Here is a 14,651-nt window from a genome sequence, read left to right on the forward strand (position 1 = left end):
GTGCGATGCTATGCTTGTATTTTTTTCACTTCACTCTTTATCGTCGTTACCACTTGCTGCTCGACCATCTCTCTAGCTTGGCGTATCGCATTTAATACAGCAACGTCATCTGATGAGCCATGCGCTTTAATCACTGGCGCCTTTAAACCAAACAAACCCGCACCACCGTATTCAGAATAGCTCATTTGACTTTTAATATTTTTGAAGCTGGATTTAAGCATCCCAGCTGCAAGTTTATTGACAAACGAACTCGTTAATTCTTTTTTCAACAAAGAAAATAAAGTTCCTGCTGTTCCTTCGATTGTTTTTAAAACGAGGTTGCCATTAAAGCCATCACAAACGACAACATCTGCGACTCCCGTTAGTAAGTCTCTTGCCTCAACATTACCGACAAAGTGAATCGGTGCTTCCTTAAGCTTGGCATACGTTTCCTTCGTTAACTCATTTCCTTTACTATCTTCTGTTCCAACATTTAGTAATCCGACCCTTGGTTGTTTTACACCTCTAACCATATCAGCATAGATGCTTCCCATGACACCGTACTGAACCAAATGCTCTGGTTTAGCATCCATATTTGCCCCAACATCTAGGAGTAGAAAACCTTCACCACCAACAGTCGGAAGCATTGGAGATAATGCTGGACGATCAATCCCTTCAATTCGTCCGACTAGTAATAGTCCTGCTGTCATTAAGGCCCCGGTATTCCCTGATGAAATACATGCATCAGCTCGTCCCTCTTTGACCTCTCGGACAGATAATACCATTGACGACTGCTTCTTCCGTCGGACGGCCATCGTTGGTGAATCAGTGTCTTCAATCTTTTCCTCAGTATGTAAAATCGTTATCCGTTCGTTTGAAGTAAGATGTTGTTTTATGTTTGCTTCATTACCGACGAGTGTAACTTCTAAATCCGGATAAGCTTTAACGGCAGCCATCGCTCCATCCACTTGTGCTTTAGGGGCATTGTCTCCACCCATCACATCAATTGCTATCTTCATCTTGTAACCCCCCTTTATCTCTGTCTCGCTCCGGCCTATTTACAGAGCGGTACATCATAAATTGTCCAGAAAAAACGGCTTCTTGTTCAACAAAGCTTTCGACATCCACAACCGTTCGTTCCTTTTCAAGCATCGTGACCTTTGCCTTAGCAACGACACGTTCCCCCGCTTTCACTTGACGTGTGAACCGAATCGTTGCTTTTGCGGTTAAGGCCAGCTCATCATTAATAATTGCAACCGCAAGAGAATTTGCTTGTGCAAATAAATGATGCCCTCTTGCAATTCCCGTTCGCGAAAACACATGCTCAGGCTTTATCTCTAATATGGAGATCGCGCTTTTATCTAATTGCAAATCGATGATCTCACCAATGACTTCATCAAGTGGCAATGCTTTTACTTCATCTAACTGCTGCTTGGCAACATCTTTGATCCGTTCCCTTAATTCAGGGATCGATAGTTGCAAGCGATCCAATCGTATCGTTTGAACACTACAAGAAAAATAATTAGCAAGTGCTTCATCAGTAATAAATGGGTTTTGCTGGATCTTTTCTTTCAATAACTGCTGACGTTCCTTTTTCGATCGTTTCATCGATATAGCCACCATCCAATGTTATGACTAGGTACTAAGAGTAGTATATATATTACAACATTATATTTCAATAGATTAATCAAGTTTTTCTCCTGAAAGAACGCCCTCCTCTTCTAAGTACATTCGTAGCGGCAAATACTGCTCGTCCTTCCAGAACGAATCGCTATGAACGAGGTTTGAAGCGTCATCTCGCGCAACTTCAAGCGCCCGATAATCATGCACAACATCCGCCACCTTAAAATCCGGCAATCCACTTTGTTTTTGTCCAAAAAAATCACCAGGGCCTCGAAGCTCGAGATCCTTTTGCGACAATTCAAACCCGTCATTTGTTTCCGTCATCATCCTCATTCGCTCTTTACCAACCTCCGACTTCGGATCAGCTAATAAAATACAGTACGATTGATGTTCCCCACGTCCAACTCGCCCACGTAGCTGATGGAGCTGCGAAACACCAAAACGTTCTGCATCATAAATCACCATCATGGTTGCGTTGGGAACGTTAACACCAACTTCAACCACAGTCGTCGAAACTAAAATTTGCGATTTATTTTCTGCAAAATCCTCCATCACTTGGTCTTTCTCATCCGGATGAAGTCGCCCATGCATTAAACCAACTCGAACGCTTTTAAAATGTTGCTGCAGGATCGCATGAACATCAATCGCATTTTGCACATCGAGTTTCTCTGACTCCTCAATTAAAGGACAAATCACATACGCTTGTCTCCCTTTTTCAATTTCCTTTTCAATAAAAGATAGGACGCGATCAAGCATGTCATGTTTCGCCCAATACGTTTCAATCTCCTTACGCCCCGCTGGCATTTCATCAATAATAGAGACATCCATATCACCAAAAACCGAAATCGCAAGTGTTCGTGGGATCGGTGTAGCAGTCATAAATAAAACATCTGGGTTCTCCCCTTTATCACGTAAAACTCTACGCTGCTCAACCCCAAATCGGTGCTGTTCATCTGTAATGACTAACCCGAGCTTGTGAAAATAGACATCATCTTGAATCAATGCATGGGTCCCAACAACAACATCCACTTCACCATTTGCGATCCGTTCGAGACGCTCCGTTCGCTTTTTGCCTTTGAGTGAACCTGATAACAATTCTACCGTGAGCCCGTGAGGTTCTAGCAGTTGCTTTAGAGATTCAACATGCTGTTCAGCTAATATTTCCGTCGGCACCATCAATGCCGCTTGAAACCCTGCTTTTACAGAAGTAAACATACAGATAGCTGCAACAACGGTCTTCCCAGAACCAACGTCCCCTTGTAAAAGTCGATTCATTCGGTGCGGTGAAGTCATATCATTAATAATTTCCGTAACAACCCGTTGCTGTGCCCCTGTTAATGGGAATGGTAGCTGCTTTTTAAACTCCTCTACTTGTTGGTGATCAACAACATGAGTAGTACCCATCGCTTGCTCACGTTGATGTTTACGGAACGCTTGCATTTTTAATTGGAATAATAAAAATTCTTCATAAACAATCCTCCTTCTTGCTTGTTTCGCATGTTCAAAGTTAGCTGGATAATGAAGCCGTTTGATTGCTTCTATTTTCGGCAATAATTTGTATTGTATTAAAAACTGCTCAGGAAGGTTTTCTTCAATCGCATCACCAAATTGCCTAACCGCTTCATAGATCATTTTCTTTAACGCTTTAACCGTCATCTTACCCGCGACTGAATAAACCGGCTCAAATGGCTTGCTGTTCTCTTGAACCCCTTTTTTATACTCACTAACCGTTAGCGTCATTCGGTGCTGATCCCATTTACCCGTTAGCGTTATTTCATCACCTAATGTCAGCTGTTTTTTTACAAACGCTCGGTTAAAAAACACAGCTGTAATTAACAATGAACCAACAAGAACGCGGACAGATAAACGAGACTTCCTTTTTCCAAAATAACGGACAACCGGTTCTGTATGCACTTTCCCCGCAACGGTTACCCGCTCCTCATGTTTTACTTCAGATAAGTCTTTCAAACGATAATCTTCATAACGATAAGGGTAATACTCAATCAAATCCTGGACTGTTTGGATCCCTAATAGTTTTAAATCTTTTGCTTTCTCTTCTCCTACTCCTTTAACTACTGTTACCGGTTGATTTAATGTTGTACTCACTCTTTTTAAGCGCTACCCGAAACACTAGCGTAGCGACCAACCCTCCTTATGACTTTTCTGATATCAACTCACATGAAACTCTTCTCCTTTACATTTTATCGTACTGTCCACTATAGTCGCCACCGTTGTAACAAAAAAGTCAGTCACTCATGTTCACGCCCATATTCCCGCCTTCTTCCCTGCTCCGCCCAATAATGCCATATCAAAAATTCCTACCCGCATCCATCAGGTAGGAATCATTATACTTACTCTGCTGTTGTAACCGCAATCGATACCGTACCTGGCCCGACATGTGAACCAATAACAGGTCCAATATCTGTAATCACTTCAGAGACCACCGTAAACTCTTGCTTTATGCGTTCAACAAGGTCAGCTGCCACTTCAGGGGAAACAGCATGAGAGACACCGATATGAATTGGCTCGTCCTCATATTGCTGTTTAAACGCCTCGATGATCCGATTAATGGCCTTCTTCTGACCACGAACTTTTTCATAGGGATACACTTCACCCTCTGCTGTTAATGATAAAATCGGCTTAATTTTCAACAATGAGCCTAACATAGCTGATGCTTTTCCAATTCGGCCATTCTTTTGCAGAAATTCAAGCGTATCAACCATAAAGTAAACGGTCGTTTCCTCAAGTAGCTTTTCAAGATGACCGATACATTCAGTACGTGACTTACCAGCCTTTACTAGTCGGGCAAGTTCGACAACAATGATCCCTGTAGCATATGAGGCTCGCTTCGAATCAATAACGGTGACATTTACTTTTTCGTCAACCGCATTTTTAGCAATCGTTGCCGCTTGGTATGTCCCACTCATCTTAGACGATAAATGAATGGAAAGAATTTCAACATCTTCACCTTCTTGTCCGAGACGCTCATAGACCTGTTCAAATTGAAAAGGTGTCGGTTGTGACGTTGTCGGAATCGTGTCCTCTTCTGCTAATTTTTGATAAAACTGAGCGGGTGTTAGATCAACCCCATCTTCATACGTCTTACCTTCACTGAAGGTAACATTCAAAGGCACAACGGTAATATCAAGCTCCTCAATGATTGATGTTGGTATATCTGCTGTACTGTCTGTAACAATTTTTAAAATTGACAAACCCTTACGAACCCCTTCCTATCGTCAAACGAAACCACCGCAACTTAAGCGATGGTTTTGTTTAAATAATCTCTATTCTACCGAAAAAAGGTAGGAATATAGAGGTTGGCTTCCAGTATGCACTTCAACTTCAACCTCATCATATGCCTCTTCTACAAATGAAACTAATTCATTTGTTTCGGCTTCACTTGCATCTTCACCTTGAATAATCGTTACGATTTCTGCATCATCATCAAGCATCTCCGCTAACAAGTTTCTTGCTACTTCTAATTGTTCAGAACCTGAGCTGACGATCTTTTTATCAAAAATCCCCATGTAGTCATCTTTTTTAATTTCAATGCCATCTATGGTTGTATCACGTACAGCATAAGTCACTTCGCCTGTTTTCACTTCAGACATTGCCGCTTTCATCGTCTGTACGTTTGCATCAATGTCCTCTTGCGGATTAAATGCTAACAGAGCCGCCAATCCTTGAGGTACGGTTTTTGAAGGTACGACCTTTACATTGCCATCAGCAACTTCAGCCGCTTGTTCAGCTGTCATGATAATGTTTCCATTGTTTGGTAAAAGGATCACATTTTCCGCATGAACCTCTTCGATCGCATTCATTATATCTTCTGTACTCGGGTTCATCGTTTGGCCACCAGCGATAACAACACTAGCTCCAAGCCCCTTAAATAGCTTTTCGATTCCCTCACCCATCGAAACAGTGATAATCCCAAATGGTGCTTTCTCTTTCCTTTTCTCCTCTTTTGGAGGTAGAGGACTCTCTCCTTGTGTTCCTTGCTCTTCAATAAGGTTTGTATGTTGCTCACGCATATTATCAACTTTTACATTTATTAGACTGCCATACCGCTGGGCTTTCGTTAATACTTCACCCGGCTGTTCAGCATGTATATGTACCTTTAACAATTGATCATCAGAAACGACAAGTAGGGAATCCCCTAGCTTATTTAACTCTTCGCGAAACGCATTTTCATTAAAACTCTGGTTAGCTAGTTTGTCCTCTTCAAACTGAACCATCACTTCCGTACAATAACCAAATTCAATATCTTCTGTAGCAAGATGACTTTGCGCATTGTGGTGTTCAACCTTCACTAAATCATCCATCGTCGGTGCTTGTGGTGCTGCATCGGAAATGGTTTCGCCTTTGAGGACGGCAAGCATGCCTTCATAAATATAAACAAGCCCTTGCCCTCCTGAATCAACTACGCCAACTTCTTTAAGCACGGGCAACAAATCTGGGGTGCGCTCTAGGGATCCTTTCGCTTCTTGAACGACCTCTTCCATAAGAACAATCATGTCATCGTTTTTCTTAGCACTTTTTTGCGCGTGTTTAGAAGCATCCTTAGCTACGGTCAGAATCGTCCCCTCTACTGGTTTCATGACTGCTTTATAAGCCATCGCAACTCCTTCATCAAAGGCTTGTGCAAATTCCACCGTATTAACCTCATCTTTATGTTCGAGACCTTTTGCAAATCCTCTAAATAATTGTGAGAGAATCACACCCGAATTTCCGCGCGCACCCATCAGTAACCCTTTTGAAAAAGCTTTTGAAACCTCAGAGACTTTTGTTCCTGGATGCTGTTTCACTTCTTTCACACCAGATGTTATAGATAAATTCATATTCGTACCTGTATCTCCATCCGGAACAGGGAAAACGTTTAAGGCATCAACGACCTTTGCATTTCTTGATAAATTCGCTGCACCTTCAATAAACATTTGCGCTAGCTTTTTTCCTTCTAAAACCTTCATTGACACTCGTACTCCTCCTAACTACCTAGCTGTTCGTCACGCGAACACCTTGAACAAAAATATTGACAGAATCAACCACTAGCCCTAACATTTGTTCAAGTTGATATTTTACTTTTGTTTGTACATTATGAGCGACTTCAGAAATTTTCGTGCCATAACTAACGATGATATACATATCGATATGTACCTCGTCATCTTCTTGACGAATTTGAACACCGCGACGGAAGTTCTCTCTGCCAAGCAATTCACTAATACCATCTTTTATTTGTTGTTGTGAAGCCATGCCAATAATCCCGTAACAATCAACAGCTGCCCCACCAGCGATTGTGGCAACAACCTCTTGCGAAACGTCAATTCCTCCTAATTGTGTTTTCATTTCAATTGACATTATTATTCCCCCTTCTCAAATCGTTAGTTTAGACTATCGTCATTTTACTATATTATCTCTGAATTTAAAAGAAAGATTCATTGACAAGTACACCAACAATGTTCGATAATACTCGAGTTGTTATTATATACATATACCAAGTGAATCGTCGCTTATTCATGTCAAGCAAGATTACTTGATATCTTTTCACTGAAAGTATTGCATAAGTTTTATGCCTATGCTATGATTATCAAGTATGATTTCCGATGATGAAGGTAACGATTCATCTCATAGTTACAAGGAGGTGCAATCAATGGCACGTAAATGTTATATTACTGGAAGAAAAGCTCGTACTGGAAACAAGCGTTCCCATGCTCTTAATAAAACGAAGCGTAAATGGGGTGCAAACGTACAAAAAGTACGTATTTTAGTAGACGGTAAGCCAAAACGTGTTTACGTTTCTGCTAGAGCATTAAAATCTGGCAAAGTAGAACGTGTATAACTAATACACAACAAAAAAAGCACCAAGTATTGGTGCTTTTTTTGTTTACCCTTTTTTAATTGACCCTAAAATCGCTTTAACAAACCCACCTAAAAATTTTGGCAGCTTAATCGTATAAAATTTCATAGCTCCTCCTCCTCAACATGGATTGCCACCGGCATAATTGAAGGATGATGACAACATAAAAGCTTATTTATACTAGTATATTCATCTTGGATGAAATAGTACCCTTTTTTTGATTCAAACGCCCTTAACTCTCCTCTAGTCATGCTTATGCCTATACCATATCATTATGCAAGATCATAACAAAAAGCCAATCAACCGAAAGATAAAAGCATTGAAACCTTTAGATTTCAATGCCCTTACGACACTCTCTTATATTATACTCAAGCACAATTTAATTGTGAGAATTACTTACGAATTTCCGCTATCGCTTTGGCACGGTCCTCTTGACTATAAATAGCCGAGCCAGCGACAAGAACATTTGCACCTGCTTCTACACATACTTGCGCCGTCTCTGCATTTACACCACCATCGACTTCGATATCAATCTCTAAGCCTTTAGATTTCGCCATTTCCGATACAGCCTTAATTTTGGGCACAACACTTGAAATAAACGATTGTCCACCAAAACCTGGATTGACCGTCATTAATAAAACAAGGTCAACATCATCAATGACATGTTGAATGGTGTCTACAGGTGTAGCTGGATTTATCACTACCCCAGCCTTCACACCTTCTTGTTTAATTAATTGGATCGTTCGATGAAGGTGGGGACATGCTTCGACATGAACAGAAATAATATCCGCACCTGCTTGAGCAAATTGTGGGATATAGCGATCTGGATGTTCAATCATTAAATGAACATCTAAAGGAAGTTTCGTTACAGGTCGAATCGCCTCAACAAGGAGTGGTCCAATCGTAATGTTTGGAACAAAGTGTCCGTCCATCACATCAACATGTATGTAATCGGCCCCGCCACGCTCAACATCATGAATCTCTTCTTTTAATGTTGCAAAATCTGCAGATAAAATGGATGGTGCAATTTTAACCATAAAATTAGTACCTCCGCTTTCGATTTTTTATTTCCTCTAAAAACTCCAAATAATGCTCATAACGATACTTTAAAATCTCATCCTGCTCAAGCCCCTCTTTTACCATACACTTTGGCTCTGAGACGTGTGTACACCCTCTGAACTTACAATCTGGGAGCCTCACCCTCATCTCTGGGAAACAGCTAGAAAGCTCTTTAGCTTCAATTGTTGTAAAATCTAACGAACTAAACCCTGGCGTGTCAGCAACAAGACCATTCCCAATCTCAATTAACTCCACATGCCTTGTCGTATGTTTCCCTCGACCTAAATGAGTTGATATTTGATTCGTCTCAATGGCTAAGTCCGGTCGAATCGAATTTAGTAACGACGATTTCCCAACCCCTGACTGACCAGCAATGACACTCACTTTCTCTTCAAAGTACGGTAGCAATTGCTCGAGTCCATCTTTCGTCTCTGAAGACGTCATAACAACATCATAACCGATTGCTTCATAATCCTTTCGGTATTGCTCAATTTGCTCAAGACGCTCCGGTTCATTAGCAATGAGATCAAGTTTTGTCAGGCAAATCACAGGCGCGATTTGATGAGCTTCAATATGGACGAGAAACCGATCTAACAGCAACGTGCTAAATTGAGGCTCGATCACAGAAAAAACCAAGATCGCCTGGTCAATATTTGAGATCGGCGGTCGAACGAGCTCATTTTTTCGTTCAAATACGTCTAAAATGTACCCATCGGTTGGATTTTCTGCCTCAAACTCAACGTCATCACCAACGAGTGGTTTGATCTTCCTTTTTCTAAAATTCCCTCGACCTCGACATTGAACGATTCCATCATCATTTTGAACATAGTAAAATCCACTTAATGCCTTAATAATTTTACCTTCAGCCATGCACTCCTCCTACTTATATATTTTTTTATTCATCATACTCAACCGTGCCTTCCTCTTCAATATTACTATTCAGAAAAATAATATACGACCCTGGTTTCTCGCGACTCACTTCAAGAGGAATTTGATATACTTTCGTTTCAGTAATCTCCTCCTCGACAAATAATTCGAAGTCATCTGTCGTTACATCATCAAAATGGATTTCGACATGAAAGCTCTGCCCTTCTTCAAGATACTCGTGGAACACTTCAATTGGATAATGAATCAATTTACTTCTAACTTCTGGTTCAGGCTCAGGCTCTGGTTCAGGACCTAATGAAACGACAAGATCGACTTTTTGGCCGGCTGTTACCTCGCTACCTTGTTCAGGTGATTGCCTTATGACCGTTCCCTCTGTTCGATCTGAATGTTCCTGTTGAATATCTCCAATGACTAACCCTTCTGAACGAATGATGTCGAGTGCCTCCTGTTCATCTACCCCTCTTAAATCACTAAGCATCATTGACGGGGGCGTTCGAACCGTTAAGATCACGGTCGTTTCCTCAGGGACAATCTCATCTCCTTCTTTCGGTTCTTGATCGATGACAACATTTTTTGTACCAGTTTCTTCCTTTTTGACCCGCTCAACCTTATAGCCAAGACGCGTTAACTGGGTGTGTGCACGATCATAGTCAAAACCTATCACATTTTGCATCGGCACCGTTTCTTTACCAAGACTTACAACGACTGTTACCGATGTGTTTACCTTCACCGATGTATTGGCTCTTGGATTGGTTCTGATAACATAGTTTTCTGCAACTTCGTCATCCCAATCCTCCTCACGATCCACCTGTAGCCCTAACTCTTCTAGTGTCTCGACAGCCTCTTCAAATTCCATTTCAGTGACATCAGGTATACGAACATCATCTACTTTAAATAAACTCGGTAGAATAACAACCGCAGTTGCGACAGACCCTATAAGTAAGAAGGTCAGTAAAAATAGCCAGGTCATGATCTTCTTCTTTTTATTTTTTGGTTTTTTTTCAGGCGCGTCCCTTGTTGATGAACTCGGTTTAGGGGGACGACTTACATTAATCGTCTTGTCCAAGTCTTCATCATTTGTCGGTTCTTTTACGATCGGAATCGCCTTTGTCACTTCATCATCTGCCAAAAGCTCGATTTTTGGCTCGTGCAGACGTTCTGGGTCAAGGGCTGTTGAAAGATCTTCCTCCATCTCTTGAACACTTTCATACCGCTCGAACGGATCCTTGGCTGTTGCTTTTAAAATCACATTTTCAATGCTTTGAGGTACCAAAGGATTAATTTCCTTCGGGGATGGCACTTCATTTTGCAAATGTTTAATGGCGATCGACACAGCTGTGTCCCCAAAAAAGGGTACGTTTCCAGTTACCATTTCATATAAAACAATTCCAAGTGAATAGATATCTGATTTGGCATTCACAACACCACCACGCGCTTGCTCAGGAGACAAATAATGAACCGAACCCATCACAGAGTTTGTATGGGTAATCGTCGCTGAAGAAATCGCCCGTGCAATACCAAAATCAGTAACTTTTGCCTCACCATTCGAACTAATTAAAATATTATGTGGCTTAATGTCACGATGAATAATTTGATTGACATGCGCGTGAGCAATCGCTGATGTCACTTGAACGAAAATCTCTACCGTTTGCTCCATCGATAAACGGCCTTGTTCTTTGATAAATTCCTTTAACGTCGAACCCTCTACATATTCCATAACGATATAATAGATTGCATCTTCTTGGCCGACATCGTAAATCGAGACAACATTTTCATGCGCTAAGCTCGTTGCTGCTTGGGCTTCACGGCGAAAGCGTTTAATAAACTCCTCATCATCTGAAAATTGTGGCTGGAGTACTTTTACTGCCACATACCGATCCAAAATGCGGTCGATGGCTTTATAAACATTAGCCATCCCTCCACCGCCGATCGTTTCCAATATCTCATAGCGGCCGTTTATTCTTCTTCCTATCATCGTCGCGTTCACCTATCTTCTGCTGCTTCAACAGAAAAATGAATAAGAGCTAATGTAATATTATCCTCTCCTCCGCGATCATTTGCTAATTCAACAAGTTGATTGACTTTCACATCTGTGGCCGCTTCACTCACTAACACTTGTTTCATTTCCTCGTCGCTTACTTTGTTGGATAGTCCATCCGAACATAATAACAAATAATCCCCTTGCTCCCAACTAACTGTACTGACATCAACTTTAATTTCTTCCTCTGTACCTAACGCCCGTAACAACACATTTTTACGTGGATGGTTTTCTGCTTCTTCATCTGAAATCTGCCCCGTACGAACTAACTCGTTGACTAATGAATGATCGGTCGTTATTTGAACAAAACCATTGTTGTTAAACAAATACCCACGGCTATCACCAATGTGAGCGATCGTAACAAACTGTTTCGTACAAACAGCTGTTACGATGGTCGTTCCCATCCCTTGACACTCAGAATGGTTATTAGCATGCTCAAAAAGATGCTTATTCACATCGGTAATGGTTGAAAGTAACCACTTTTCAGTACTTGCCGGCGTCTCAAGCGTCTCAGCATCTTCCCATTTTGCCGATAAATATCTATTTGTCATTTCACTTGCTACGTCACCTGCTTGATGTCCGCCCATTCCATCAGCGACAACCGCCAGAACAGCTCCATCTTCACGTGTATAAATTCCCCCATTATCTTCATTGTGGGCGCGCAATTGACCTACATCAGTTTTAAAAGCAGATTGCATACCATCACCTCGTCTCCTCTTTACGCTCCTTCGCTCGTAACTGTCCACAAGCTGCATCGATATCATGACCTTGCTCACGACGAATCGTTACATTTACTCCACGTTTTTTTAACGTACGTTCAAATTCAAAAATTTGCTCTTTTGGCGTTCGAACATAATCGCGCTCTAAAACATGGTTGACAGGAATTAAATTCACATGACATTTAATATCTTTAATTAATTCAGCCAATTCTTCCGCATGTTCCGTTTGATCATTCACACCACCAAATAAACCATACTCAAATGTCACCCTTCGTCCTGTAGTTTCGATATAATAGCGAATCGATTCCATTAATCTTGGCAACGGCCAAGCACGGTTGACAGGCATGAGCCGACTGCGGATCTCGGTATTCGGGGCATGTAGCGAGATCGCAAAGTTAATTTGCATCTTTTCATCGGCAAATTTGTATATCTTCGGTACAACCCCACTTGTTGATACGGTAATATGACGAGCTCCAATATTTAAGCCCTTATCATGGTTAATCGTTTTTAAAAATGAAACAAGCTCATCATAATTATCAAATGGCTCTCCAATCCCCATGACAACGACAGAACTCACTCGCTCATCCACTTCATCCATTGCACGTTGTGCTTGAACGACTTGTGCAACAATTTCTCCAGCTTCTAAATTACGTTTTAAGCCACCAAGTGTAGATGCACAAAACGTACAACCTAAACGGCAACCAACTTGAGTTGTCACACAAACACTATTTCCATAGTCATGCCTCATCACAACCGTTTCAATCGAATAACCGTCATGTAATTCAAATAAAATCTTTACAGTACCGTCACTAGATTCTTGCTTTAACACTTGCTTTAACGTTGTCAACGAAAAATTGGCACTAAGTTTTTCACGTAACTCTTTTGATAAATTTGTCATCTCATCATAATTCAGCACACGTTTTGTATAAAGCCAATCAAAGATTTGACCTGCTCTGAACTTTGGCTCGCCATTTTCTTTTAACCAATCCTCTAAATCACTATATTGCATCGAATAAATCGACGGTAATGTCGACGTTTCTGGACGCTTTACTTCCGTTTTTAATTCTTCCATTCTTACACACCTTTCAATTTCTAAGTTGTTCTCTATTGTCGCCTTCGTTCCACGCACTTATCTCGTTAAGTCACTTTTTGTAACGATGCAATAAAAAATCCATCGGTTTGAAAATCATTTGGTAATAATGTTATTGAACCTTCTTCTAAGCGCTTCGTTTGTTGTATGGACATAGGCAGACGTTCCCGTAAGGTCTCATCATAACGAAACGATTTATTTTCTGCAAGAAATGCGTTTACCACATCCTGATTTTCTTCGCGATCAATCGTACATGTACTATATACTAAGCGCCCACCTGGCTTCAGGAGTGGGGCGACAGCCATTAAGATCTCCTGTTGAATCGAGGCTATAGACGCGAGATCACTTTCCTTTTTCGCCCATTTTAAGTCAGGTTTGCGGCGAATCACTCCGAGTCCAGAACACGGAGCATCCACTAAGATCCGATCAAAACTCTCCTCTTCAAACTGCTCACGAACCTTCCTTGCGTCAAGCTTTGCTGGAGAAATGTTGGTTAGCTTAAGGCGGTCTGATTGCTCTTGAATCAACTTGACTTTGTGTTCATGAAGGTCAAGCGCCGTCACATGACCAAGGTTGTCCATAAGTTCAGCTAAGTGTGTTGTTTTTCCACCCGGAGCAGCACAACTATCAAGAACCTTCATCCCCTGCTCTGGTGCTAATGCACGCCCAACGAGCATGGAACTCTCATCCTGAATCGTGATAAGTCCATTTTTAAACGCATTTGTATGCGTAACATTACCCTTGACGACTTTTATTGCGTCACTCGATAAATCACCATGCTCAACAGTCACGCCTTCTTCTCGAAGGTGCACAAGCATCTCCTTCACCGTTGTACGAGCACTATTCACCCTGACCGTAACAGAGGGAGGGGTTAAATTAACTTCACACATCGCTTTGGTATCTTCCTCACCAAACTGACGAACCCAACGTTTAATCATCCATTCAGGGTGGCTTGTTTCAACGGCAAGCCTTTCCACAGAATCCGTTATCTCATCAAAAGAGGGAACCCCTTCTCGTTGGATGCTACGTAAGACGCCATTCACCATACCAGAAATGCCACGATGGCCCCTTTTCTTCGCAATATTAACCGCTTCATGAATAATGGCACGCTCGGGAACCCGATCCAAATAAACGATTTGATAACAGGATAACCGCAATAGTACAAGAACCCAAAGATCAAGTTTATCTAATCCCTTTTTAAGAAAAGGCGTTAAAAAGAAGTCTAATGCCGCTTGTCGTTGGATCGTCCCATAAACCATTTCTGTTAGTAGTCCAACGTCCTTTGTTGATAGCTTTTCCTTATTTACGGTTTGATTTAATAATAAATTACTGTATGCTTGATTTTTTTCAATTTGCATTAATAAATCTAGTGCAACTTCCCGGACATTTTTTTTACTCATC

14 protein-coding genes are annotated in these 14,651 nt (G+C 41.3%); 1 reads left to right on the plus strand and 13 read right to left on the minus strand.

Features of this window, described 5'->3' with window-relative positions:
* Positions 1-8 precede the first annotated feature (8 nt).
* The 6 genes from plsX to KH400_RS10580 form a co-directional block, all read right to left on the minus strand.
* Positions 9-998: a phosphate acyltransferase PlsX gene (gene plsX / locus KH400_RS10555; RefSeq protein ID WP_217224491.1), complete on the minus strand. Its 990-nt coding sequence runs from the start codon at positions 996-998 to the stop codon at positions 9-11.
* Positions 982-1,587, minus strand: coding sequence for a transcription factor FapR (fapR, locus tag KH400_RS10560; protein WP_217224492.1), 606 nt, complete (start codon positions 1,585-1,587; stop codon positions 982-984). The genes plsX and fapR overlap by 17 nt, the downstream gene beginning before the upstream one ends.
* Positions 1,588-1,662: 75 nt before the next feature.
* Positions 1,663-3,708, minus strand: a complete 2,046-nt coding sequence (gene recG / locus KH400_RS10565) for an ATP-dependent DNA helicase RecG (protein WP_217224493.1) — start codon at positions 3,706-3,708, stop codon at positions 1,663-1,665.
* Positions 3,709-3,953: 245 nt separating this feature from the next.
* The gene (locus tag KH400_RS10570) at positions 3,954-4,814 is read right to left on the minus strand and encodes a DegV family protein (RefSeq protein WP_217224495.1); all 861 of its coding nucleotides are present in this window, start codon (positions 4,812-4,814) and stop codon (positions 3,954-3,956) included.
* Positions 4,815-4,886: 72 nt separating this feature from the next.
* On the minus strand, positions 4,887-6,575 hold the full coding sequence (locus KH400_RS10575; RefSeq protein WP_217224497.1) for a DAK2 domain-containing protein: 1,689 nt from the start codon (positions 6,573-6,575) through the stop codon (positions 4,887-4,889).
* A 19-nt stretch (positions 6,576-6,594) separates the two neighbouring features.
* Positions 6,595-6,957, minus strand: a complete 363-nt coding sequence (locus KH400_RS10580; protein WP_217224498.1) for an Asp23/Gls24 family envelope stress response protein — start codon at positions 6,955-6,957, stop codon at positions 6,595-6,597.
* A 292-nt stretch (positions 6,958-7,249) separates the two neighbouring features.
* Here KH400_RS10580 and rpmB point away from each other — a divergent pair, with 292 nt between their 5' ends.
* Positions 7,250-7,438 (plus strand): 50S ribosomal protein L28, encoded by a 189-nt coding sequence (gene rpmB, locus KH400_RS10585; RefSeq protein ID WP_217224499.1) that lies wholly within the window; start codon positions 7,250-7,252, stop codon positions 7,436-7,438.
* Between the two features lie 45 nt (positions 7,439-7,483).
* Here rpmB and spoVM read toward each other — a convergent pair whose 3' ends face one another.
* From spoVM to rsmB, 7 genes are all read right to left on the minus strand, one after another.
* Positions 7,484-7,564, minus strand: coding sequence for a stage V sporulation protein SpoVM (spoVM, locus tag KH400_RS10590; protein ID WP_217224636.1), 81 nt, complete (start codon positions 7,562-7,564; stop codon positions 7,484-7,486).
* 284 nt (positions 7,565-7,848) lie between these two features.
* Positions 7,849-8,493 carry a ribulose-phosphate 3-epimerase gene (rpe, locus tag KH400_RS10595; protein WP_217224500.1) on the minus strand — a complete coding sequence of 215 codons (645 nt, stop codon included), beginning with the start codon at positions 8,491-8,493 and terminating at the stop codon, positions 7,849-7,851.
* Positions 8,494-8,497: 4 nt separating this feature from the next.
* A complete protein-coding gene (gene rsgA, locus KH400_RS10600; RefSeq protein WP_217224501.1) occupies positions 8,498-9,385 on the minus strand; it encodes a ribosome small subunit-dependent GTPase A in 888 nt (295 codons plus the stop codon).
* Positions 9,386-9,410: 25 nt separating this feature from the next.
* Positions 9,411-11,378 (minus strand): Stk1 family PASTA domain-containing Ser/Thr kinase, encoded by a 1,968-nt coding sequence (gene pknB / locus KH400_RS10605; protein WP_217224502.1) that lies wholly within the window; start codon positions 11,376-11,378, stop codon positions 9,411-9,413.
* An 8-nt stretch (positions 11,379-11,386) separates the two neighbouring features.
* The gene (locus KH400_RS10610; protein WP_217224503.1) at positions 11,387-12,139 is read right to left on the minus strand and encodes a Stp1/IreP family PP2C-type Ser/Thr phosphatase; all 753 of its coding nucleotides are present in this window, start codon (positions 12,137-12,139) and stop codon (positions 11,387-11,389) included.
* Between the two features lie 4 nt (positions 12,140-12,143).
* The gene (gene rlmN, locus KH400_RS10615; protein WP_217224505.1) at positions 12,144-13,232 is read right to left on the minus strand and encodes a dual-specificity RNA methyltransferase RlmN; all 1,089 of its coding nucleotides are present in this window, start codon (positions 13,230-13,232) and stop codon (positions 12,144-12,146) included.
* Between the two features lie 65 nt (positions 13,233-13,297).
* Positions 13,298-14,650, minus strand: coding sequence for a 16S rRNA (cytosine(967)-C(5))-methyltransferase RsmB (gene rsmB / locus KH400_RS10620; RefSeq protein WP_217224506.1), 1,353 nt, complete (start codon positions 14,648-14,650; stop codon positions 13,298-13,300).
* Position 14,651: the final 1 nt, after the last annotated feature.

Origin of the sequence: Desertibacillus haloalkaliphilus (assembly GCF_019039105.1) — a bacterium.
Taxonomy (GTDB): domain Bacteria; phylum Bacillota; class Bacilli; order Bacillales; family KJ1-10-99; genus Desertibacillus; species Desertibacillus haloalkaliphilus.

Coding starts and splice junctions, on each gene's coding strand:
- plsX (WP_217224491.1), bottom strand. CDS start 998: ATGAAGATAGCAATTGATGTGATGGGTGGAGACAATGCCCCTAAAGCA.
- fapR (WP_217224492.1), bottom strand. CDS start 1,587: ATGAAACGATCGAAAAAGGAACGTCAGCAGTTATTGAAAGAAAAGATC.
- KH400_RS10580 (WP_217224498.1), bottom strand. CDS start 6,957: ATGTCAATTGAAATGAAAACACAATTAGGAGGAATTGACGTTTCGCAA.
- rpmB (WP_217224499.1), top strand. CDS start 7,250: ATGGCACGTAAATGTTATATTACTGGAAGAAAAGCTCGTACTGGAAAC.
- spoVM (WP_217224636.1), bottom strand. CDS start 7,564: ATGAAATTTTATACGATTAAGCTGCCAAAATTTTTAGGTGGGTTTGTT.
- rpe (WP_217224500.1), bottom strand. CDS start 8,493: ATGGTTAAAATTGCACCATCCATTTTATCTGCAGATTTTGCAACATTA.
- rsgA (WP_217224501.1), bottom strand. CDS start 9,385: ATGGCTGAAGGTAAAATTATTAAGGCATTAAGTGGATTTTACTATGTT.
- pknB (WP_217224502.1), bottom strand. CDS start 11,378: ATGATAGGAAGAAGAATAAACGGCCGCTATGAGATATTGGAAACGATC.
- KH400_RS10610 (WP_217224503.1), bottom strand. CDS start 12,139: ATGCAATCTGCTTTTAAAACTGATGTAGGTCAATTGCGCGCCCACAAT.
- rlmN (WP_217224505.1), bottom strand. CDS start 13,232: ATGGAAGAATTAAAAACGGAAGTAAAGCGTCCAGAAACGTCGACATTA.
- rsmB (WP_217224506.1), bottom strand. CDS start 14,650: ATGAGTAAAAAAAATGTCCGGGAAGTTGCACTAGATTTATTAATGCAA.